Raw genomic sequence first — 20559 nt, forward strand, 5'->3', positions numbered from 1 at the left:
ATAGAGATCCACTTGTTCTGATGATAGCGACATACTCTGTCAGATCGGAGCGGGATGGTTATTGTCTGAATAAAATTAAACTATATTGAGATAACCATGAATACGATTAAAAAACTTCCATTAACCATGGCGGTTATCGCCGCGCTTTGCCCAATTTCCGTGCTCGCACAGGAATTCACCCAGGAGCAAATCGACGCCATTGTGGCGAAAGCGGTGGATAAAGCCCTGGCCGAGCGGCAGGCTAAAATGGATGCGGCGGTCGCGAAAAAAGCGGACGTGGTGACCGAGCCGCAAAGCGCGGCGCAATCTCCCGATATGGCGATCCCGTTCGGGGTTAAATTTACCGGCTATGCCCGCTACGGCGCACATTTCCAGGCCGCCGATCAGAAATATGTGGCGGTGGACGGTTCCTACAACGGCGCGTCCGCCATTGGTCGTCTGGGCAACGAAGGCAACGGCGGGGAATTCCAGCTCTCCAAGGCCTTCAAGGGTGAAAACGGCGCCATCTGGGATATCAACGTGATGATCGACCACTGGGGCGACGAAGTTAACCTGAAAAAAGCCTACGCGGGGGTGACCAACATTATGGCCTCCAACCCGAACGCCTATTTCTGGGCCGGGCGTGACTTCCACCAGCGTCCGCAGCAGGGCATCAACGATTACTTCTGGATGAACCACGACGGCCAGGGCGCCGGGGTGAAGAACTTCGACATCGGCGGCGTGCAGTTTGACGTCGCCGCCGTGGCGGCGGTGGAATCCTGTAGCCCGGAAGTGATGGAAGATGAAGCCAACCCGTCGCGCATCACCTGTACCGGCGGTTCCGGCACGGGCGATAAAGGCAACTACGCCGCGACCTCAAAAATCCACGGCATGAAGCTCGGCCCGATCGACATGGAGCTGTACGCCAACTACGGCTTTGACTCCAAGGCGGTGGAGAGCGACGAGCGTCTGAACGCCTGGCAGGGCGGCGTGGTGCTGAGCCACACCAACGACAGCGGCGTGAACAAGGTGATTGCCCGCTACTCCGATAACGCGGACAACAGCGTGTTCAACAAAACCGAGGACCTGACCACGGTCTACGCCAGCTTCGAAGGGCTGTACAAATTCACCCAGGCGACGCAGGTGGAGTACATCCTCGCCTTCCACGACTACGACAACAGCCGCGATAAGACCGACAACCGCAAGAACTACAACGCCATCGTGCGTCCGATGCACTGGTGGAACGACGTTCACTCCACCTGGCTGGAAGCAGGCTGGCAGCACGTTGACTACGATAACGGCGGCGACAACAAGGGCTGGAAGCTGACCCTGTCGCAGAACATGTCTATCGCCATGGGGCCGGAGTTCCGCCCGATGCTGCGCTTCTACGTGACCGGCGGCAAAGTGGATAACGCACGCACCGCGCGCGTGAACAACACCAAAGACGAAACCCTCGACGACTTCAACGTCGGCGCGATGTGGGAGGCGTGGTTCTAAGCAAGGTAGAAGCAAAACGGCAACGAGAGTTGCCGTTTGTAGTGTTTGCTCCCTCTCCCGTGGGAGAGGGCTGGGGTGAGGGCATCAGAGCGCACGCTATCATGCTATGCTGTTGACCGAATAAACGACAACATAGCAGGGGAGAAAATGGGTTCCACACGTAAAGGGATGCTAAACGTTCTGATCGCCGCCGTTTTATGGGGCAGTTCCGGCGTTTGCGCGCAGTACATCATGGAGAAAAGCCACATTTCTTCGCCTTACCTGACCATGGTTCGCCTGCTGTTTACCGGCGTGATCCTCCTGACGCTTTCTTTCGTTCACGGCGACAAGATATTCTCGGTCATCAAGCAGCGCAAAGACGCACTCAGCCTGCTGTTTTTCTCGCTGGTCGGCGCGCTTACCGTGCAGCTCACTTTCCTGCTGACGATTGAAAAATCCAACGCGGCGACCGCTACCGTGCTGCAGTTCCTATCGCCAACCATTATCGTGGCGTGGTTTGCCCTGGCGCGGAAAAAGCGCCCCGGCGTGTTTGTTTTGTCCGCGATTGTGACCTCGCTTGTCGGGACGTTCCTGCTGGTCACCCACGGCGACCCAACCTCGCTCTCCATCTCGCCTGCCGCGCTGTTCTTCGGTATCGCCTCGGCGTTTGCCGCGGCGTTTTACACCACCTATCCGTCAACGCTGATCGCCCGCTATGGCACATTGCCGATTGTCGGCTGGAGTATGTTGATTGCCGGATTAATGCTGACGCCGTTCTACGCCGGACGCGGGACGACCTTCGTCATTGACGGCAGCCTGCTGCTGGCGTTTTTCTATCTGGTGGTGATCGGCACGGCCCTGACGTTCAGCCTGTATCTGAAAGGCGCACAGATGATCGGCGGGCCGAAGGCGAGCATTCTGAGCTGCGCCGAGCCGCTGAGCAGCGCGTTGCTGTCGGTGATTTTACTGGGCGTGGCGTTCACCCTGCCGGACTGGCTGGGCACGCTGCTGATTGTATCGTCGGTGGTGTTGATTTCGATGGATTCGCGTAGAAGGGTTAAGGCATCGGCGTAGCCTGATGCCCTCACCCCAACCCTCTCCCACGGGAGAGGGAGAAAAGCACTACTTCGCCTTAACCTTCCCCGCCACCAGCAGCGCGGTCAGCAGCATCAGCGTGCCGGAAAGTACCAGCGGCGATGTCAGCCCCAGATGGTCGAGCGCCACGCCGCCAATGGCCGCACCGCAGGTATTCGCCAGCTGGATCACCGCCACCTGAATCGACCCGGCCTTTTCAGCCTGATCGGCCAGCGTTCGGGTGATCCACGTCGACCAGCCCACCGGCACCAGCGCAAAGGCAAAGCCCCAGATAATCGCAATGGCAGACGCGACCCACTTATCGCTGCCCCACAGCACCAGCACCGCCGCGCTCGCCGCCAGCACCAGCGGCGCACCCGCCAGCGCCACCTTCAGGGAACGTTTCAGGAACTGCGAAGACAGCGACGTGCCGACAAAGCTGGCGATACCGAAGCTCAGCATCACCAGCGTCAGGCCGTCTACGTCAAAGCCCGCCATGTTCATAAACACCGGGCGGATATAGGTAAAGAAGGCAAACTGCCCGGCAAAGGCCATAAAGATCGCGGTCATCCCCGCCAGCACGCCGGGGCGCTTCAGCAGCGCGAACATGTTCTGCTTATGGTGCGCCGCTTCGCCCGGCAGGGACGGCAGCGCCTTCCACACCCAGATAATACACAGCACGCCCATCACCGCCGCGGCGTTAAAGACGTTACGCCAGCCGATAATCCCGCCCAGGAAGCTGCCCAGCGGCGCGGCAATCACCAGCGCGATAGAGACCGCACCGAAGATAACGGAAAGCGCTTTTGGTACCGTCCGCGCGGGCACCAGGCGCATGGTCAGCGAGGCGGACATCGCCCAGAAGCCGCCTAATCCCAGCCCCAGGCAGGCGCGCCCCAGCAGCAGCAGGGTGAAGCTTTCCGCAAAGGAGACCAGCAGGCAGGAGAGCGTCAGCAGCACGCTGAACAGAATGACCACCTTGCGGCGGTCGATAGTGCCAATCACCTGGGTGATAAACAGGCTGGCGAACATCGCCACGAAGGCGGTGACGGTAACGGACTGCCCCGCCACGCCTTCGGAAATACCCAGATCCTGCGCCATCGGCGTCAGCAGGCTCACCGGCAGAAACTCAACGGTAATCAGGCAGGCGACGCAGAACGCCACGGAGAAAACGGCCGACCAGTTGGGGCGTGAAACCTCTTTGGTCTGCGGTCTGGTCGTGGGCTGGATATGTTCTGTCATGGCGTCACCTGAAGATAAAAAAACGTGCGGAAAAGTCGCGCAGTTTATCATCAAAAGTGTGATGGATTTAACGTTTAGACAACTTTTGTCGTTTTTACAGGGGATCAGTGCAGGTAAAACACGCCCTCTTCCGGCAGGAAGAGCTGGTTATAGCGTAGCTGGAAGGCGTTTAGCTCCTGCGGATCGGGCTCCATCTCGCGCATGAAGCCAAGCGCCAGACGAATTTGCGCATCGGTAATGGGTGCGGCAAGGCGGGCTTTACGCAGCATGCGGTGCCAGGCGTGCAGGTTCTCTTCACTACCATCAACAATACACACCTGCCAGATAAGCAGCACCTGCGCCGCGTTTTGCAGATGCGCCTCATCGGGGCGCTCAAGGTAGCGGATAAACTCATTGCCGGGCGTTTTACCGAACTGGTCGATCATCGACTCGACCGGCATCGGAGTGATGCCCAGACGCTCGCTTAAACGTTTGATCGCGCGGCGGGAATCAGAGGTCAGGACGCGAAATCCCACCACAAACACCACGGCAAGCGTTGCCAGCATTATCCAGACCATGCGTTCTCCTTAGAATAGCCGCTCATCATAGCGGGAAACGCACGGCGTCGACAGCGACAGGCATAAAAAAGCCCGGCGTCACACACCGGGCAAAGAAGTTACCTGCACACTCAGGCTGCTTTCAATTTCTGCTTCTGCGCGCGATTCTCACGGCGAATTTTACGTTCTTCCAGCACCGCGACTATCGCCATCAGGACGATACAGCCGATGGCCGCCGCATCCAGCGCCGCGAAGGTGCCCGCCCAGCCGGTGAGGCCGAAAATCGGCGTGCCGTCGGCGATCATCCCCAGACCCAGCTTGGCGAAGCTGTCGCCGATCAGGTAGGCGAAGGTGCCTTTAATCCCATCGGCGGCGCCTATCGCTTTTTTCGGTACGAAGCCGACTGCCGCCACGCCGATCAGCAGCTGTGGACCAAACACCAGGAAGCCGAGCGCGAACAGGGACGCCAGGTAAACGTACTGGTTGCTGGCGTGCTGGTAGACGCCGAGGGTGGCGATAATCAGCGCCAGCGCGACGCAGGCCACCAGCGCGCGACGGCCGTTGGCAAGATCCGAAAGCCAGCCCCACAGCAGCGTGCCGACCAGCGCGCCCACTTCGAACAGGGTGAAGCCCTGAATCGCCACTTCTTTAGAGAGCTTCAGCTCCTGGAAGGCATACACGGTCGACCACTGGTCGATACCAATACGCACCACGTAGAGGAAGATATTCGAGAAGCACAGCAGCCAGATCACTTTGTTTTTCAGCACGTACTCAACAAAGATCTGCCATTTGGACATCTCGTTCTCTTCGGTCTCTTTGTCCTCTTCGCTGATCTCCTCCCCGAACAGCTCTTCGGCTTTTCCGAGGCCGTAAGATTCCGGGGAGTCGCTGCCGTAGCGCAGGCCGATAAAGCCGACAATCAGGGCGATAATCGACGGGAAGATAAACATGCCGATCACATGGCCGTCGAACAGATAGTTCGCACCAAACAGCGCCACGCCTGCCGCCCCCGCCCCGCCGAGGTTGTGGGAGATGTTCCACATGCCGAGGTAGGAACCACGCTTGCGGCGCGGGGTCCATTTGGTGATGGTGGAGTAGCTGCACGACCCGCCGGTACTCTGGAAGAAACCGCTCAGGGCGTAGAAAGCGATCATCATGAACAGGCTGACGGAGCCCGCGCCCATGCTGGCGCTGAAGCCGAGCATACAGATGGCGGAGAGGATCAGCATAAACGGCAGGAACTGCTTGGTGTTTTTGCCGTCCGCGTAGTAGGAAACGACGGTTTTCCCCACGCCGTAGGTGATGGAGAAGCCCAGACCAATCATCCCCAGCTGCGTCATGCTCAGCCCGTAGGTTGAGATCATATCGTTCTGCGCGATGTTAAAGTTTTTGCGGATCAGGTACATGGTCAGGTAGCCGATGAAGACCACCAGATAGGACTGCATGAACGGTTTGAACCACATCTTGCGCCGCACGTCGAGCGGCAGATCCAGGGTCGGCTTGCGCACCTGGTTGAGGAAGGCCAGCATGGTTTGCTCCTGAGCTGATTTTTACCTGCGAATGGCAGGCATTGTAAAAATCAGCCAGGAGAGATGCCTGAGACAGCGTCCAGGTAAAACCGGGAAAATTTCTTAGTTTTACGCTACTCGGGCCAGAAAGGTGAGGCACATCACGCTTCGCTCACCTCGCGCGGGGCCTGCGCGTGCAGGAAGGGCAGCAGCAGCAGCGCGGAGATCCCCGCCGCGATGGCGATCACCGCGAAGAAACCGCTCCAGTGCCAGACGTCAATCACCCGCGCCAGCGGCCAGCCGGAGAGCGATGCGCCGAGGTAGGCAAACAGTCCGACAAAGCCCGTCGCCGCGCCTGCCGCCTCTTTGTGGGAACACTCCACCGCCGCCATGCCGATCAGCATCTGCGGGCCAAACACGAAGAAGCCAGTGGTGAAGAAGCACGCCGCCTGCATCACATAGCTGGCGAACGGCATCAGCCACAGCGAGCCGACGGAGAGCAAAATCCCGGCGGCGAAAATCAGGTTCATCGGGCCACGGTTGCCGTTGAACAGCTTATCCGATCCCCAGCCCGCCACCAGCGCGCCGATAAACCCGCCCAGCTCGAACATCGTCACCGCCGAGTTGGCGGTCACCAGATCCACGCCGAGCGTCTCGGACATGTACAGGTTGCCCCAGTCGTTGATCGCCGCGCGCACCACGTAGACCAGCACGTAGCAGAGCGACAGCAGCCAGATGTATGGGTTTTTCAGCACGTATTTGGTGAGGATCTCCCTTCGGGTCAGCCCCGCGCCTTCCTGCTGCTGGGCAATCTCCATCTCGTCGTGCCGCCAGTCGCCCACCGCAGGGAGGCCGACGGTTTGCGGCCGGTCGCGCAGGCGCCAGCAGAGAAACAGCCCGGCGACAATCGCGAGGCCACCGGCAATCATCATCCCCGCGCGCCAGCCGTAGTGCAGCGCCGCCGCACCTACCACCATCGGGATCAGCGCCCCGCCGACGTTATGCGCGGTGTTCCAGATTGCCCACCAGCCGCCGCGCTCGTTGCGCGAATACCAGGCGGTGAGCAGGCGGGCGCAGACCGGCGCGCCCCAGCCCTGGAAAAAGGCGTTCAGCGCCCACAGCAGGGCGAAGGCCCACAGCGAGGTGGAGAAACCAAACAGGATGTTCACCACCCCGGTGGCGATCAGCCCGACGCCCATAAAATAGCGCGCGTTGGAGCGGTCGCTGACGATGCCGGAGAAGAACTTCGACAGGCCATAGGTGATGTAAAACAGCGTCGCCAGCAGGCCGATATCGGTGCGCGTCATCACGCCGCTGGCAAGGATTTCAGGCGCGGCGGCGTTGAAGCTTTTGCGGGTGAAGTAGAACAGCGCGTAGCCGAGCCAGATGGTCATCAGGATATGGCGACGCCAGTAGCGGTAGCGGGCGTCGATTTCCGCTTTATCGCCAATCGGCGCGGCGCTGGCAGGGGTTTTAAACATGGTAACTCCGTAGCGGCAGGCTGACGCTGACGCGCGTCCCGTGGGTGCAAGAGATATTCAGCGTACCGCCGAGCGCCTTCACGCGCTCGCGCATGCCCGCCAGGCCAAAGCCCTGCTGGCCGGAGCCCGGCGGCAAACCGCAGCCGTCGTCTTCAATCACCAGCATCAGGCGCTCGTCCTGCTGCCAGCCCTGGATGGTAACCGCGCTGGCGCTGGCGTGCTTGACGATGTTGTTCAGCCCTTCCTGACAGACGCGGAACAGCGTCACGCGCTGGCCTTCGCTGAGCGTAGATTCGTTAATGCGCCAGTCGAGATGGCTGACGATGCCGCGGCTTTCCAGCTCCATCTCGCGCATCAGGGAACGCACCGCCTGCTCCAGCGACAGGTCGTCGAGCTGGCGCGGACGCAGCCGCCCTAACAGGCGTCGAACGGAGTCATAGACGCCCAGCGAAAGCTGTTCGATATGTGCCCCGCCCTGCTTCACGCCCGCGTTTTCAGCCGCCAGGCGCTGAACAATGCCCGCCTGGGTCCGAATGGCGGTGATGGTCTGGCCGATATCGTCGTGCAGCTCGCGGGCGACCTCCTGCCGCACGCTCTCTTCGGTTTCCAGCAGACGCTCCGCCAGACGGCGGTTGCGCGCCAGCTCGGTTTGCAGGGACTGGTTCAGCTCGCGCAGGCGCTGAATGCCCGCGCCGAGCAGCAGCCCGGTCAGGCTCTGGGCCAGCAGGGAGAGCAGCAGATCCACGGGATGATCGTGCCAGGTCTGGCTGGCGATCAACGCGATGGCGTTCATCAGCGTGGCGATCAGCGCCCCCTGCCAGCCGTAGTGCCAGGCCAGGGCGATAATCGGCAGCGCCAGACAAAACGGCGTAAAGCGTGAAAGCTCGGCGGGCAGGCCAAGCTGGAGCCACAGGCTCACCACAAACAGCAGCAGATACCAGATGAGGTGCCGGGCGCGCCAGTTCACCGGCTGGGAAACCAGCGCCGGGCCGAGCGGCTGCCAGACGGTGCTGGTGAGATAGTGCCAGATAACGAGGCAGGTCGGCGCGAGCGTCAGGCCGCCGGTGAGGGTCAGCAACAGGGCGTTGAGCATCTCTTTCTCGCCGATCCACGGAAGCGACTGCAGCAGCGCGGCGGCCATCAGCGCCGCCCCCTGACGCAGCAGCGTGCGCCAGTCGCGCTGGTGGCGGTAGCGGGAAATGAGGGCAACCGGGAGAAGCGTGAGCAGGCTTCCGGTCATCAATAAGGGCAGGTGCGCGAGAGCAACTTCCTGCGCCAGCCAGACCAGCATCAGCCACTCTGCGCCGAGCAAAACCGGCCAGTAGCCGCGCGGACACTGGAGCATTAAGCCCAGACGCAGCCCGAAGGGAAACAGCAGCACCGCCAGCTCGGGGCGTTCCACCAGATGCAGGCTGATGCTCCACAGGCAGAACCACGCGGCGGAGAAAATAAAAAAGCTGGCGACGACGGCGATCAGCCGTGAAAAAGCGGAACTCATTGCCAGCTGTCAAACATGCGGCGCGCCAGCTCGACGTCGTTGCTGACGTTAAGTTTTTCCATCAGGTTGGCGCGGTGAACGTGCACGGTTTTCGGGGACAGATCCAGCTCGGCGGCAATCTCTTTTACCGACATTCCCTGCGCGAGCTTCTCAGCCACCTGGCGCTCGCGCCGGGTGAGCGGATCCTGCCGTCCGGCCGCCAGCTTGATGGCGATATCCGGCGTTAAATAGCAGCCGCCGGTCGAGACCGTACGCACGGCGGCGATCAGTTCGTCGGGGCTACAGCGCTTGGAGAGAAAGCCGCGCGCCCCCGCGTTGAGCGCCTGCTCGACCAGCGCCGGGCTGTCGTGGACCGAGAGCATGATCGTCGCCATCCCTTTCGGCAGCTGGCTTAACAGCTCCAGTCCGGAAAGATCCGGCATCGAGATGTCGCAGATACAGACCTGCACCCCGCGCCCCGGCAGGCCCGCCAGCGCCTCGCGACCGGAGCCAAACTCGGCCACAACCTGAAAATCCGCTTCGAGATTCAGAAGCTGGGCAAATCCGGAGCGGACGATAAGATGGTCGTCGATAAGGGCGATGGTGGTCATGGCGCGTTCCTGGCGGGCGGATAAAAAAACGCGCCTACCTTAACGATAAGCGCGCGGGTGTTCAAGCAATGAGCGATTTATTCGAAGAACACCGCAATTTTGTTAAACATGGTAGGATCGGACTGGTTGCGAGCCACTTTGGTGACGTCTTCCAGCTTGTCGATCTGGGCCATCATTTGCTCCAGACGCTGGTCATCATTAACCAGTAGCCAGATGCGGCTGTGCTCGCTGCCCTGAATCGGCAGACAGAGAATGCCTTCCACGTTAAACGCCCGGCGGGCAAAGAGCCCGCAGACGTGGGTCATGACGCCAGGGTGGTTGCGGACGGTGAGTTCCAGAATGACGTTATCATGTTGTTTCTGCATGGCTTATTCTCCCACCATCTCAGTATTTGCCGCACCCGGCGGCACCATCGGATACACTTTTTGTTCAGGGTCGATACGCACGTGGATCAGGGCCGGGCCGGGGCGAGAAATCGCCGCCTGCAGCGCCGCGTGGGCATCCTCTTCCGCGTTCAGATCGCAGGTGTGCAGGCCGAAACCGGCGGCAATCTGCATAAAGTTAATCATCCCCGGATAGGTCGCGGCAAACACGCCCTGCTTGTAGAACAGGCTCTGCTGCTGGTGCACCAGCCCCAGCGCCTCGTTGTTCATCAGGATGATTTTCACGTCTAACTGGTTTTCGGCCGCGGTCGCCATCTCCTGAATGTTCATCATCAGGCTGCCGTCACCGGAGAAGCAGATGACCTTGCGGTCCGGGTTGGCGAGGGCTGCACCGACCGCCGCAGGCAGGCCGAAGCCCATGGTTCCCAGACCGCCGGAGGTCAGCCACTGGCGCGGTCGGTTCAGCGGGTAGGCCTGGGCGGTCCACATCTGATGCTGGCCCACGTCGGTGGTGATAATCGCGCTGTCGTCGACACAGGCGGCCACGGCGTTGATAAGACCATAGTGGCTCAGCGGATCGCCTTCGGTTGGGATGGCGCCCGGGAACTCGCGCTGCAGATCGGCCACCAGCTGGCGCCAGTCCGCGCGCTCGGCTGCGTCCGTCTGCGGGATCAGCTGCGCCAGCACCTCGGCCACGTCGCCCTGAATAGCCACGTGCGGCTGCTTGATTTTACCCAGCTCGGCGCGGTCGATATCCACGTGAATGATTTTGGCGTTCGGGCAGAACTGCTCGGTTTTGCCGATCGCCCGGTCATCAAAACGCGCGCCCATAACAATCAGCAAATCAGCCTCTTGCAGGATGTAATTGGTGCTGCGCGCGCCGTGCATGCCCAGCATACCTAATGACAATGGGTGCGCCTTAGGCAGCATGCCCAGCGCCATCAGGGTCATGGTAGTGGGCAGGTTGGCTTTCTCTGCAAACTCGCGGATTTCATCCGCAGCGTTAATCGCCCCGCCGCCCAGATAAAGCACCGGGCGTTTGGCGGCGTTAATCATGGCGGCGGCATCGCGCACGCTCTCAGCGCTGAATTCCGGCGCGGGGGCACGCTCGCCCGGCTCCGGCAGGACGTCGATCTCGATCTCTGCGGTCTGGACATCCTTAGGAATGTCTATCCACACCGGGCCCGGGCGGCCAGACTGCGCAATGCGGAACGCATCGCTGATAACCTGAGGAAGCTCGCTGATATCGCGAACTAAATAGTTATGTTTGGTGATGGGGATAGAGATGCCGTAGGTGTCCACTTCCTGGAACGCATCGGTGCCAATCATCGAGGACGGTACCTGGCCGGTAATGCAGATCAGCGGAATGGAGTCGAGGCGCGCGTCGGCGATGGCGGTGACCAGGTTGGTTGCGCCCGGGCCGCTGCAGGCCATGCAGACCGCCGGTTTGCCCTGCGTACGCGCCATGCCCTGAGCAATAAAGCCTGCCCCCTGCTCGTGGCGCGCCAGCACGTGGCGGATCTGCGTGCTTTGGCTCAACGCATCGTACAGCGGCAGCACCGTGCCGCCCGGAATACCCGCAACGGTAGTGATGCCCTGTCGTTCCAGCAAATGAACGATCAGCTGCGCGCCAGTAAAACGCCTCTTTGTGGATGTTGTGCCCGAAATTGCCATGCTCCAGTCCTTTTCTTCTGGGCCGACGGTCCGGGGAGGGTCCTAAACGAAAAACCCCGCCCGGTTTGCGCCGGCGGGGTTTTGGATTCGTGTGTTGATCCAGTCCCTACGGCGCATTGCCGACGACCACCACCACACGCACGACGACCACTGCGGCTGGTTGCGCAGTTTTTAGTAGGGTCGAAGTGAAGATGGATGAAGTCATTGGGGACCTGTGTTTGGAATCATTGATGGAATTTATACAAACACAGGTTTTCGGGCGTGACAATGGAAATATTTTCATCTGCGCAAAAATGCGTCAGGGATCACGTTTCGTTTGTTGGGGGATGAAAACAAAAAACCCCGCCTAAGCGAGGTTTTTATCAGGGTTTTGCGGTTGGTCGCCGCAGAACACACTGTGTTACGTCAACGCAAAAAGTATACGCGATCGAAGATGAACGCGCAATTCCGGCACGGATTTTGACGCTTTTGAGTATGGATCGCCTTCCTGATTTTGTCCAAAAAATACTGTTCATACATACAGTATTTATCTATACTGAGGGTGTTCGCAGTGAGCGAGGGGGCCGCAGTTTTACCGGCGCAACGAAGTCCTGGCTGAAACGGGTGGTGCCGTCAGTGCCTTAACCCCTGAAGTGAGCACACTGTGTTACGTCAATCCAGGTGCTGGCAACAGGCGGCGGAAAGGTACGCCAGCATCGTGCTCCTTTTACCCAAAAGGAGACGCGTATGAGCGTAGTGGATATGGTGATACTTATCCTCAAACTCATTGTTGCTGTACTGCAACTGCTTGATGCTGTCCTGAAATTCCTTCGGTAATTCAGGTTCAAGTCGCACCTGAGAGGGGCGGGCAACCGCCCCTCTTTAATAACGAGGGAATGCTATGTCGCGTCTGTTAATTGAGCCTGTCACACCGGATGAGCCGGGGTATATCGCCCTGAAGGCTGAAAGTATCGCACTGAATTTCAACATGCTGCGCAGGCTTGAAGAGAACTGGCAGCGCGGCGAGAACCGCTTTAACGCGCCGGGAGAAAAGCTGCTGGGCGCGTTTCTCAACGGCAGGCTGGTCGGCGTATGCGGCCTCAACCGCGATCCGTTCAGCCAGCAGCCGCGCGCCGGACGTATTCGCCATCTCTACGTCAGCGAGAAGTGCCGCGGGCTGGGCATTGGCAAACAGCTTTTAACCGTGGTGATGGCCGATGCCAGCATCTGGTTTGATTTCCTGAATACCCACGCGCCGGACAGCGCGTACGGCTTCTATCGCCAGGCGGGTTTTACGCAGGTCTCGGACGAACCGCGGGTGACGCACCGCCTTTTTTGTGCCGTGTAGCCGGCTGGCAGCATCAGGGTGTGAATGTTACAGTTGAGTGACAATTCATCACCCGATACGCCATGACCACCACCGTTTTCTGCATTTTGCTCTTCGCGGCGCTGCTGCATGCCAGCTGGAACGCCATCGTTAAGGCCGGAACGGACAAGCTCTATTCCGCCATAAGCGTCAGCGGGTCCGCCACGCTTATCGCTCTGGTCTTATTACCGTTTTCCCCACAGCCATCTGCTGCAAGCTGGCCGTTTTTGATCGTCTCCTGCGCCTTACAGGTGGTCTACACCGTGCTGGTAGCGAAGACCTATCAGGTCTCGGATATGAGCCAGACCTATCCGCTGATGCGCGGCACCGCCCCGCTGCTGGTGGCGCTGATCGGCGTGCTGGCGCTCGGGGATCGTCTCTCCTGGCTCGCCTGGTCCGGCATCGGAGTAATTTGCCTTTCGATTCTGGCGATGGCGATGCATGGCCACATGCAGTCACGCAAAGGGATCTGGCTGGCGCTCCTGAACGCCTGCTTCATTGCCGGGTATACGCTGGTCGACGGCACCGGCGTGCGGCTGTCGGACACCGCGCTGGGCTACACGCTGTGGACCTTCTTTATGAACGGCTTCTGCCTGTTGAGTTGGGCAATGGTGGCGCGCCGGCGCGAGGCGTCCAGCTACCTACGCATGCACTGGAAAAAGGGGTTACTCGGCGGGGTGGGCACCATGGGCTCTTACGGTCTGGCGCTTTGGGCCATGACGCAGGCACCGCTGGCGGTGGTCGCGGCGCTGCGTGAAACCTCGATTCTTTTTGGGGCGCTGATCGCGTTTGTCCTTTTAAAAGAGAAGGTTGCGGGCCTGCGCATCGCGGCGGCGCTGGGTATTGCCGGCGGCGCCATTCAGCTGCGCCTGGCGTAAATCACTGGCAACATTAGTTGCCGATCTTGTTTACAAATCCTGCCTTTCCCGGTTTTTTCATTCACCACGACAATGCTTAAATTGTCATCTCTCTGTGGTAGATTCCTCGCGCATTTATGGGAATGCGCAGTCACTTATTCTTCATTTTTCTCTTTTTGCAAAAGTATTCAGCGACATGAAAAAACAAAGGAACGTTAACTTATTGTTGATGCTGGTGTTACTGGTGGCCGTCGGTCAGATGGCGCAAACCATCTACATTCCGGCGATTGCCGACATGGCAAAGGAATTGAACGTCCGCGAGGGCGCGGTGCAGAGCGTGATGGCAGCCTACCTGCTGACCTATGGCGTTTCGCAGCTCTTCTACGGCCCGCTGTCTGACCGCGTCGGGCGTCGCCCGGTGATCCTGGTGGGCATGAGCATTTTCATGGTGGCGACGGTGATTGCCATTACCACGCACAGCCTGACCGTACTGATTGCCGCCAGCGCCCTGCAGGGTGTCGGGACCGGCGTCGGCGGGGTGATGGCGCGAACCTTACCGCGCGATATGTATCAGGGTACACAGCTCCGTCATGCCAACAGCCTGTTGAATATGGGTATTCTGGTCAGCCCGCTTCTCGCCCCGCTGATTGGCGGCCTGCTGGACACGATGTGGTCCTGGCGCGCCTGCTACGCCTTCCTGCTGGTGCTGTGCGTGATTGTCACCTTCAGCATGGCGCGCTGGATGCCGGAAACGCGCCCGCAGGACGCGCCGCGCACGAAGCTCATCACCAGCTATAAAACGCTGTTTGGCAACGGGTCGTTTACCTGCTACCTGCTGATGCTGATCGGCGGCCTGGCGGGCATTGCGGTGTTTGAAGCCTGTTCCGGCGTGCTGCTGGGCGCGGGTCTGGGCCTGAGCAGCATGGTCGTGAGTATTCTGTTTATTCTGCCGATCCCGGCGGCGTTCTTCGGCGCGTGGTTTGCCGGACGCCCGAACAAACGCTTCTCCACCCTGATGTGGCAGTCGGTGATCAGCTGCCTGCTGGCGGGTCTGATGATGTGGATCCCAGGGCTGTTTGGCGTGATGACGGTCTGGACGCTGCTCATCCCGGCAGCGCTGTTCTTCTTCGGCGCGGGGATGCTGTTCCCGCTGGCGACCAGCGGCGCGATGGAGCCGTTCCCGTTCCTCGCAGGCACGGCTGGTGCGCTGGTAGGCGGTTTGCAGAATATCGGCTCCGGCGCGCTGGCCTGGCTCTCGGCGATGATGCCGCAGACCGGGCAGGCTAGTTTGGGCCTGCTGATGACGCTGATGGGGCTGCTGATTTTACTGTGCTGGCTACCGCTGGCGTCGCGTGTTCCGCATCACGAGCAGCCGGTTTAACCGCATGATGGCCCGGCTTCTCGCCGGGCTTTTCGCAGACGGGCGCAATCATCGCCTGCAGCAACGGCTCCGGCGCGGGCCGCCAGGCCCCCTCTTCCCCGTCGTAAAACTGGAAATCCGCGTTCAGCGCATACGGGATTTTCGCCTTTTGCAGCTCGCAGGCCATAAAGGTGGAGAACTCCATTTGCGAAGCGGTTGGCGTGAGGTGGTTTGACTCTCCCACGCCCCAGCCCCCGACCCAGCTAACGTGCCCGGTTTTTTGCTGCCAGCGCAGCGCGGTATTGATGCGATTATGGATAGCCGCTTTCTCCGCCGCCGTGCCGGACGTCCACGGGTATTTACCGCTATTTTTCAGCGGCCCCCACGGGAAAATATGCCACTCCGCCAGCAGGTAGTTTTGGCTGTGCGCAGGCAGCTTCAGGCTGGATAAATCCTCCGGCGCGGCGCGCAGGCGTGGCGCAATAAAGATCATGCGCTGCGGATCCATGTCGTGGATCGCTTTAATGGTTTTTTCATATACGCGGTTTAGCGACGCGAGGTTGTGGTTAAGCTTGTCGGCCGGCTCATAGATGAGATCAAAACCCAGCAGCGGATAGCTCTGACCAAAATAGTGCGCCACGGCAATCCACCAGTTAATCGTCTCTTTCTCGTTATCGGCTTTCGGGTCGTTTTTATATTCATCAGCCTGATAAGCGATGATAGGGATCACGCCATACTGCTCGCAGGCTTCCACCAGCTTGCGCAGGTGGATCAGCCGCGCTTCCGTCGGTTCATCGGCGACGCGAATGCGCACGTGGGTAATGCCTTTTGCACGAAAATCCCGTACCACCAGCGGGTCGAATTCGCGTATGCCGCGCTCGGTGCGCGCCCAGTCCACATCCATCCCGACGCCCAGCTGCTGCGCATAACGGGCAGCCGTTAGCGGCGGCTCAGCGGCAATCGCCCAACCGGAAGAGATCAATAATGCAGAGACAATAAAAGGCTTTAACACGGTTTACCCTGGATAAATCGAAAGCATTACCTGTATTTAGCACGCTTTTTCACATTCCGTGTAGAGCGAAAGCGTAATAATTCTTCAACCGGCCAGTTCTCTCAGCCAGCCGATAAAGGCATCTATTTTCGGCCACTGTCGGCCTGAAAGCGTCGAGATATAGTAGTGCTGATGGCATTTCAGAGTTTTTTCACCAAACGGGGCGATAAGCTCGCCCCGCTCAAGTCGTTTCTGCACCAGCCGCTTTCTGCCCATCGCGACGCCGACGTGGTTGATGGCCGCAATAATCGCTAAATCGGAACGATCGAAACCAATGCCCGACGATGGCGGCATATTCACCGCAAAGTGCTGCGCCCAGCTCAGCCACTCATCCGTACCGGAATCGTTGCTCCAGGCCTGACGGTCGTGCAGCAGCGTGCAGTGGCTGAGGTTATCGGGGTTTTTCAGCAGTTCATGCTCGCGGGCATACTGCGGTGAGCAGACGGGCAAAATCTCCTCGTCCATCAAGAAGTGATGAGAGAGATGGTTTGGCGGCGTATCGTCGAAATAGAGCGCCAGATCGACGCCCGTTCGCTGCATATTAACGTAATCATTGCCGGTCAGGACGGTGAGTGAAATCGACGGATAGCGGCGGGTAAAGTCTCCCAGTATGGGCACCAGCCAGCACTGGGCGATCGACGGGCGGGAGTAAACCGTCAGCGTGCCGGACAGCGCCTGGTTTTTGATATCCAGGATCTCCTGATTCAGGGTGTCGAGGGACGATTTCAGCGTCCAGTAAACGCGCTTTCCCTCCTGCGTCAGCTCAACTTTACGGTGCGAGCGGACGAACAGCTGAATGCCCAGCTCCTCTTCCAGCAGGTTGATGCGGTGGCTCACCGCGCTGGGGCTGAGCGACAGCTCCTCCGCCGCCAGGGCGAAGGACTCATGCCGGGCGGCCACTTCAAAGGTATACATTTTCGACAGCTGCCAGCCGTTTAACAGGCGGTTTCTGGCTTCATTCGCATCGGTCATCACAATTCTCACGCGGGTTTTCTGCGCTCAGCATACCGCTCAAGGGTGAATTTATGTGAACCTAATACGAATTGAGTGCGCTTTTTAGAGCGCAGTCACTCAGTTGATCCAATCTGGCTCACCTGAACGCCAATTTATATCGTTTGTCAGCCCACGCCGTTTTTTCGTCCAATAACCACAGATGACATAAGGGTGAGGTGAGATATGGGATCTCAGGTCTGGGTTGTGGCAACGCTGCTGGTCAGCATTGTGTTGATTGTTTTAACCATCGTAAAACTGAAGTTTCACCCGTTCCTCGCGCTGCTGCTGGCGAGCTTTTTCGTCGGAGCGATGATGGGGATGAGCCCGCTGGATATGGTGAACGCCATCGAGAGCGGAATTGGTGGTACGCTGGGCTTCCTGGCGGCGGTGATTGGCCTGGGCACCATTCTCGGCAAGATGATGGAAGTCTCCGGCGCGGCAGAGCGCATCGGGATCGCACTGCAGCGCTGCCGCTGGCTGTCGGCGGACGTGATTATGGTGCTGGTAGGCCTTATCTGCGGCATTACGCTGTTTGTGGAAGTGGGCGTGGTACTGCTGATCCCGCTGGCGTTTTCCATCGCCAAAAAGACCAACACGTCGCTGCTCAAGCTGGCCATTCCGCTCTGTACCGCGCTGATGGCGGTGCACTGCGTGGTGCCGCCGCATCCGGCCGCGCTGTTTGTGACCAATAAATTAGGCGCGGACGTCGGAACGGTCATTGTCTACGGTTTGATGGTGGGCCTGATGGCCTCGCTGGTCGGCGGCCCGCTGTTCCTGAAGCTGCTCGGCAACCGTCTGCCGTTTAAACCGGTTCCGGCGGAATTTTCAGACCTGAAGGTGCGGGAAGAGCACACCCTGCCGTCGCTGGGCGCCACGCTGTTCACGGTGCTGCTGCCGATTGCCCTGATGCTGGTGAAAACCATCGCCGAGCTGAATATGGCGAAAGAAGGCACGCTGTATACGCTGCTGGAGTTTATCGGCAACCCGATCACCGCGATGTTTATCGCCGTGTTTGTCGCCTACTACCTGCTGGGGATACGCCAGCATATGGGCATGGGCACGATGCTGACGCATACCGAGCACGGCTTCGGCTCTATCGCCAACATTTTGCTGATTATCGGCGCGGGCGGCGCGTTTAACGCCATCCTGAAAACCAGCGGACTGGCGGACTCGCTGGCGCATATTCTCTCGAACCTGCACATGCACCCTATCCTGCTCGCCTGGCTGGTAGCGCTGGTGCTGCATGCCGCCGTCGGCTCCGCGACGGTGGCGATGATGGGCGCCACGGCGATAGTCGCGCCGATGCTGCCGCTCTACCCGAACGTGAGCCCGGAGATCATCACCATTGCCATCGGTTCCGGTGCCATTGGCTGCACGATCGTGACCGATTCTCTCTTCTGGCTGGTGAAGCAATACTGCGGCGCTACCCTGAACGAGACCTTCAAATACTATACGACGGCGACGTTTATCGCCTCGGTGCTTGCACTTGGCGGCACATTCCTGCTTTCCTTCATTATCTGAGCGCGAAGAGACGTACTATGGAAAACGCAACTATCACTACTTTAACCGCACAGTTTCCTCTGGTTGAGGATCTGATTGCCCTGAAAGAAACCACCTGGTTTAACCCGCGCACCACGACGCTTGCAGAAGGGTTGCCGTACGTCGGGCTGACCAAAGCCGACGTGGACGACGCCCACGCGCGCCTCAACCGCTTCGCGCCGTACCTGGCGAAAGCCTTCCCGGAAACGGCGGCAACGGGCGGGATTATCGAATCCGAACTGGTTGCCATCCCGGCGATGCAAAAGCGGCTGGAGAAAGAATCTGCGAAGTCTATTCCCGGCACGCTGCTGCTGAAAAAAGACAGCCATCTGCCGATCTCCGGTTCGATTAAAGCGCGCGGCGGCATCTATGAGGTGCTGACTCATGCGGAAAAACTGGCGCTGGACGCCGGGTTGCTGAGCATCGACGACGACTACAGCATTCTGCTGGAGCCGCGCTTTAAGGACTTCTTCAGCCAGTACAGCATTGCGGTAGGCTCAACCGGCAACCTCGGGATGTCCATCGGCATTATGAGCGCCCGCATCGGCTTTAAGGTGACGGTACATATGTCCGCCGACGCCCGCGAGTGGAAGAAAGCCAAACTGCGCAGCCACGGCGTCATCGTAGTGGAATATGAGCAGGATTACGGCGTGGCGGTAGAGCAGGGACGAAAAGCGGCGGAAAGCGATCCGAACTGTTTCTTCATTGACGATGAAAATTCCCGCACCTTATTCCTGGGCTATGCGGTGGCGGGCGAGCGCCTGAAGGCGCAGTTTGCCGAACAGGGCCGCGTGGTGGATGCCGATCATCCCCTGTACGTCTACCTGCCGTGCGGCGTCGGCGGCGGCCCTGGCGGCGTGGCGTTTGGCCTGAAGCTGGCCTTTGGAGATAACGTCCACTGCTTCTTCGCGGAGCCAACGCACTCCCCGTGCATGCTGCTGGGCGTTTACACCGGCTTGCACGATGAAATCGCGGTGCAGGATCTGGGCATTGATAACGTGACGGCGGCGGACGGTCTGGCGGTAGGACGCGCGTCGGGCTTCGTGGGCCGTGCGATGGAGCGCCTGCTCGACGGCTTCTATACGCTTTCCGATCAGAGCATGTACGACATGCTCGGCTGGCTGGCGCAGGAGGAAGGGATCCGTCTGGAGCCGTCCGCGCTGGCGGGCATGGCCGGGCCGGTGCGCGTGCCTTCAGATGCCAGCGTTACCCACCTGGTGTGGGCGACCGGCGGCGGTATGGTGCCGGAAGACGAGATGGCGAAGTATCTGGCTAAAGGGAAAAAATAACCTGTAGATGGGTTACCGCAAACAGCAGCGACAGCAACAGCACGGCCAGGGCGATCAGGAATTTATCCCGCACCGCCTTCGGCTGTACAAAATCATTCTGCGCCACATCCATCAGGTTACGGCTGCGGGTATAGCGCCATAAAATGATGGCCACCAGCGCCAGCACAACAATAGAAATCCAGAATGGCACCCCTGTGCGGTGCCAGTTGTGCTTAATCGCCAGGGCAATCAGCGCGCCATACCCCAGCAGCGTGCGCAGCCAGGCCAGCGACGTCCGCTCCGGCTGCAGGCCGGGGTCCGCTTCGCGCCGCGCTTTGCGGCTATCCGCCATAGAACACCAGCACCATTACCACGCCCGCCACCGTCAGCAGAATCGTGCTGATAATCAGCAGCCCGCGCGTATAGGGCAGATCCTGCTTCAGACGCATCGCCTTCTCATTGCGCAGCCAGCGCAGGTAGCCGTAAATCGCCAGCACGCCCGCGAACAGGCACAACAGCAGCGCCAGCACTTCGCGAATCAGCGGCGTGGCGAAATCGGGCGCAAGCTGATCGAGACCCACCCCTGCCGCCAGAAAGCCCAGCGCCGTGCGGATCCACGCTAAAAACGTGCGTTCATTGGCCAGAGAGAAGCGGTAGTCCGGCGCTTCGCCGAGGCGGGAAATTTTCATGAAGGTTCCTTGTCGTGCT

General features: G+C 59.7%; 21 protein-coding genes. 8 read left to right on the top strand and 13 right to left on the bottom strand.

Annotated features, from left to right (window positions below):
* The first annotated feature begins 96 nt into the window (after window positions 1-96).
* Both NUX24_RS18150 and NUX24_RS18155 read left to right on the top strand, forming a co-directional pair.
* On the top strand, window positions 97-1476 hold the full coding sequence (locus NUX24_RS18150) for a carbohydrate porin (protein WP_047649991.1): 1380 nt from the start codon (window positions 97-99) through the stop codon (window positions 1474-1476).
* 147 nt (window positions 1477-1623) lie between these two features.
* Entirely contained in the window at window positions 1624-2529 is a 906-nt protein-coding gene (locus NUX24_RS18155; RefSeq protein WP_047649992.1) for a DMT family transporter, read from the top strand.
* 48 nt (window positions 2530-2577) lie between these two features.
* On the opposite strand, the gene nepI is transcribed toward NUX24_RS18155, so the two are convergent.
* From nepI to ivbL, 9 genes are all read right to left on the bottom strand, one after another.
* Entirely contained in the window at window positions 2578-3768 is a 1191-nt protein-coding gene (nepI, locus tag NUX24_RS18160; RefSeq protein WP_257833248.1) for a purine ribonucleoside efflux pump NepI, read from the bottom strand.
* A gap of 104 nt (window positions 3769-3872) precedes the next feature.
* Complete coding sequence (locus tag NUX24_RS18165; RefSeq protein ID WP_021242696.1) at window positions 3873-4325, bottom strand: DUF1198 domain-containing protein; 453 nt, start codon at window positions 4323-4325, stop codon at window positions 3873-3875.
* Between the two features lie 110 nt (window positions 4326-4435).
* Window positions 4436-5833 (bottom strand): hexose-6-phosphate:phosphate antiporter, encoded by a 1398-nt coding sequence (uhpT, locus tag NUX24_RS18170; protein WP_257833251.1) that lies wholly within the window; start codon window positions 5831-5833, stop codon window positions 4436-4438.
* Window positions 5834-5973: 140 nt separating this feature from the next.
* A complete protein-coding gene (locus NUX24_RS18175) occupies window positions 5974-7293 on the bottom strand; it encodes an MFS transporter (RefSeq protein ID WP_257833253.1) in 1320 nt (439 codons plus the stop codon).
* Window positions 7286-8791, bottom strand: a complete 1506-nt coding sequence (gene uhpB, locus NUX24_RS18180) for a signal transduction histidine-protein kinase/phosphatase UhpB (protein WP_257833255.1) — start codon at window positions 8789-8791, stop codon at window positions 7286-7288. The genes NUX24_RS18175 and uhpB overlap by 8 nt, the downstream gene beginning before the upstream one ends.
* Window positions 8788-9381, bottom strand: coding sequence for a transcriptional regulator UhpA (uhpA, locus tag NUX24_RS18185; RefSeq protein ID WP_047649998.1), 594 nt, complete (start codon window positions 9379-9381; stop codon window positions 8788-8790). The genes uhpB and uhpA overlap by 4 nt, the downstream gene beginning before the upstream one ends.
* Before the next feature lie 77 nt (window positions 9382-9458).
* On the bottom strand, window positions 9459-9746 hold the full coding sequence (gene ilvN / locus NUX24_RS18190; RefSeq protein WP_010426528.1) for an acetolactate synthase small subunit: 288 nt from the start codon (window positions 9744-9746) through the stop codon (window positions 9459-9461).
* Between the two features lie 3 nt (window positions 9747-9749).
* Window positions 9750-11438: an acetolactate synthase large subunit gene (gene ilvB, locus NUX24_RS18195; protein ID WP_257833258.1), complete on the bottom strand. Its 1689-nt coding sequence runs from the start codon at window positions 11436-11438 to the stop codon at window positions 9750-9752.
* Between the two features lie 106 nt (window positions 11439-11544).
* A complete protein-coding gene (gene ivbL / locus NUX24_RS18200; protein WP_057979964.1) occupies window positions 11545-11643 on the bottom strand; it encodes an ilvB operon leader peptide IvbL in 99 nt (32 codons plus the stop codon).
* Between the two features lie 521 nt (window positions 11644-12164).
* On the opposite strand from ivbL, the gene tisB reads away from it, so the two are divergent.
* From tisB to emrD, 4 genes are all read left to right on the top strand, one after another.
* The gene (gene tisB / locus NUX24_RS18205) at window positions 12165-12254 is read left to right on the top strand and encodes a type I toxin-antitoxin system toxin TisB (RefSeq protein WP_023309830.1); all 90 of its coding nucleotides are present in this window, start codon (window positions 12165-12167) and stop codon (window positions 12252-12254) included.
* Between the two features lie 64 nt (window positions 12255-12318).
* The gene (locus tag NUX24_RS18210; RefSeq protein WP_047650001.1) at window positions 12319-12765 is read left to right on the top strand and encodes a GNAT family N-acetyltransferase; all 447 of its coding nucleotides are present in this window, start codon (window positions 12319-12321) and stop codon (window positions 12763-12765) included.
* Between the two features lie 62 nt (window positions 12766-12827).
* Entirely contained in the window at window positions 12828-13661 is an 834-nt protein-coding gene (locus NUX24_RS18215) for a DMT family transporter (RefSeq protein WP_257833261.1), read from the top strand.
* Between the two features lie 175 nt (window positions 13662-13836).
* Entirely contained in the window at window positions 13837-15021 is a 1185-nt protein-coding gene (emrD, locus tag NUX24_RS18220; protein WP_029741426.1) for a multidrug efflux MFS transporter EmrD, read from the top strand.
* On the opposite strand, the gene NUX24_RS18225 is transcribed toward emrD, so the two are convergent.
* Together NUX24_RS18225 and dsdC are read right to left on the bottom strand one after the other, a co-directional pair.
* Window positions 14924-16012 carry a glycoside hydrolase family 5 protein gene (locus NUX24_RS18225; RefSeq protein ID WP_257833264.1) on the bottom strand — a complete coding sequence of 363 codons (1089 nt, stop codon included), beginning with the start codon at window positions 16010-16012 and terminating at the stop codon, window positions 14924-14926. The two genes, emrD and NUX24_RS18225, sit on opposite strands and share 98 nt — an antisense overlap.
* 84 nt (window positions 16013-16096) lie before the next feature.
* Window positions 16097-17023 (bottom strand): DNA-binding transcriptional regulator DsdC, encoded by a 927-nt coding sequence (gene dsdC, locus NUX24_RS18230; RefSeq protein ID WP_257833265.1) that lies wholly within the window; start codon window positions 17021-17023, stop codon window positions 16097-16099.
* Window positions 17024-17227: 204 nt separating this feature from the next.
* On the opposite strand from dsdC, the gene dsdX reads away from it, so the two are divergent.
* Window positions 17228-18565 carry a D-serine transporter DsdX gene (gene dsdX / locus NUX24_RS18235; protein WP_023309824.1) on the top strand — a complete coding sequence of 446 codons (1338 nt, stop codon included), beginning with the start codon at window positions 17228-17230 and terminating at the stop codon, window positions 18563-18565.
* 17 nt (window positions 18566-18582) lie between these two features.
* Window positions 18583-19872 carry a D-serine ammonia-lyase gene (gene dsdA / locus NUX24_RS18240; protein ID WP_257833268.1) on the top strand — a complete coding sequence of 430 codons (1290 nt, stop codon included), beginning with the start codon at window positions 18583-18585 and terminating at the stop codon, window positions 19870-19872.
* Here dsdA and NUX24_RS18245 read toward each other — a convergent pair.
* Window positions 19856-20203: a DUF202 domain-containing protein gene (locus NUX24_RS18245; protein WP_047650012.1), complete on the bottom strand. Its 348-nt coding sequence runs from the start codon at window positions 20201-20203 to the stop codon at window positions 19856-19858. The two genes, dsdA and NUX24_RS18245, sit on opposite strands and share 17 nt — an antisense overlap.
* The gene (locus NUX24_RS18250; protein ID WP_023309821.1) at window positions 20193-20540 is read right to left on the bottom strand and encodes a YidH family protein; all 348 of its coding nucleotides are present in this window, start codon (window positions 20538-20540) and stop codon (window positions 20193-20195) included. The genes NUX24_RS18245 and NUX24_RS18250 overlap by 11 nt, the downstream gene beginning before the upstream one ends.
* Between the last annotated feature and the right edge of the window lie 19 nt (window positions 20541-20559).

Origin of the sequence: Enterobacter sp. HG048, assembly GCF_024702055.1 — a bacterium.
GTDB lineage: Bacteria > Pseudomonadota > Gammaproteobacteria > Enterobacterales > Enterobacteriaceae > Enterobacter > Enterobacter dykesii.

Bases quoted from the DNA above. Each gene is read 5' to 3' on its own strand.
- uhpB (WP_257833255.1), bottom strand. From the start codon at position 8,791: ATGAGTTCCGCTTTTTCACGGCTGATCGCCGTCGTCGCCAGCTTTTTT.
- NUX24_RS18245 (WP_047650012.1), bottom strand. From the start codon at position 20,203: ATGGCGGATAGCCGCAAAGCGCGGCGCGAAGCGGACCCCGGCCTGCAG.
- tisB (WP_023309830.1), top strand. From the start codon at position 12,165: ATGAGCGTAGTGGATATGGTGATACTTATCCTCAAACTCATTGTTGCT.
- NUX24_RS18165 (WP_021242696.1), bottom strand. From the start codon at position 4,325: ATGGTCTGGATAATGCTGGCAACGCTTGCCGTGGTGTTTGTGGTGGGA.
- NUX24_RS18215 (WP_257833261.1), top strand. From the start codon at position 12,828: ATGACCACCACCGTTTTCTGCATTTTGCTCTTCGCGGCGCTGCTGCAT.
- NUX24_RS18155 (WP_047649992.1), top strand. From the start codon at position 1,624: ATGGGTTCCACACGTAAAGGGATGCTAAACGTTCTGATCGCCGCCGTT.
- NUX24_RS18210 (WP_047650001.1), top strand. From the start codon at position 12,319: ATGTCGCGTCTGTTAATTGAGCCTGTCACACCGGATGAGCCGGGGTAT.
- ilvN (WP_010426528.1), bottom strand. From the start codon at position 9,746: ATGCAGAAACAACATGATAACGTCATTCTGGAACTCACCGTCCGCAAC.
- NUX24_RS18250 (WP_023309821.1), bottom strand. From the start codon at position 20,540: ATGAAAATTTCCCGCCTCGGCGAAGCGCCGGACTACCGCTTCTCTCTG.
- dsdC (WP_257833265.1), bottom strand. From the start codon at position 17,023: ATGACCGATGCGAATGAAGCCAGAAACCGCCTGTTAAACGGCTGGCAG.
- NUX24_RS18150 (WP_047649991.1), top strand. From the start codon at position 97: ATGAATACGATTAAAAAACTTCCATTAACCATGGCGGTTATCGCCGCG.
- ilvB (WP_257833258.1), bottom strand. From the start codon at position 11,438: ATGGCAATTTCGGGCACAACATCCACAAAGAGGCGTTTTACTGGCGCG.
- ivbL (WP_057979964.1), bottom strand. From the start codon at position 11,643: ATGACTTCATCCATCTTCACTTCGACCCTACTAAAAACTGCGCAACCA.
- NUX24_RS18175 (WP_257833253.1), bottom strand. From the start codon at position 7,293: ATGTTTAAAACCCCTGCCAGCGCCGCGCCGATTGGCGATAAAGCGGAA.
- dsdA (WP_257833268.1), top strand. From the start codon at position 18,583: ATGGAAAACGCAACTATCACTACTTTAACCGCACAGTTTCCTCTGGTT.
- uhpT (WP_257833251.1), bottom strand. From the start codon at position 5,833: ATGCTGGCCTTCCTCAACCAGGTGCGCAAGCCGACCCTGGATCTGCCG.
- emrD (WP_029741426.1), top strand. From the start codon at position 13,837: ATGAAAAAACAAAGGAACGTTAACTTATTGTTGATGCTGGTGTTACTG.
- dsdX (WP_023309824.1), top strand. From the start codon at position 17,228: ATGGGATCTCAGGTCTGGGTTGTGGCAACGCTGCTGGTCAGCATTGTG.
- uhpA (WP_047649998.1), bottom strand. From the start codon at position 9,381: ATGACCACCATCGCCCTTATCGACGACCATCTTATCGTCCGCTCCGGA.
- nepI (WP_257833248.1), bottom strand. From the start codon at position 3,768: ATGACAGAACATATCCAGCCCACGACCAGACCGCAGACCAAAGAGGTT.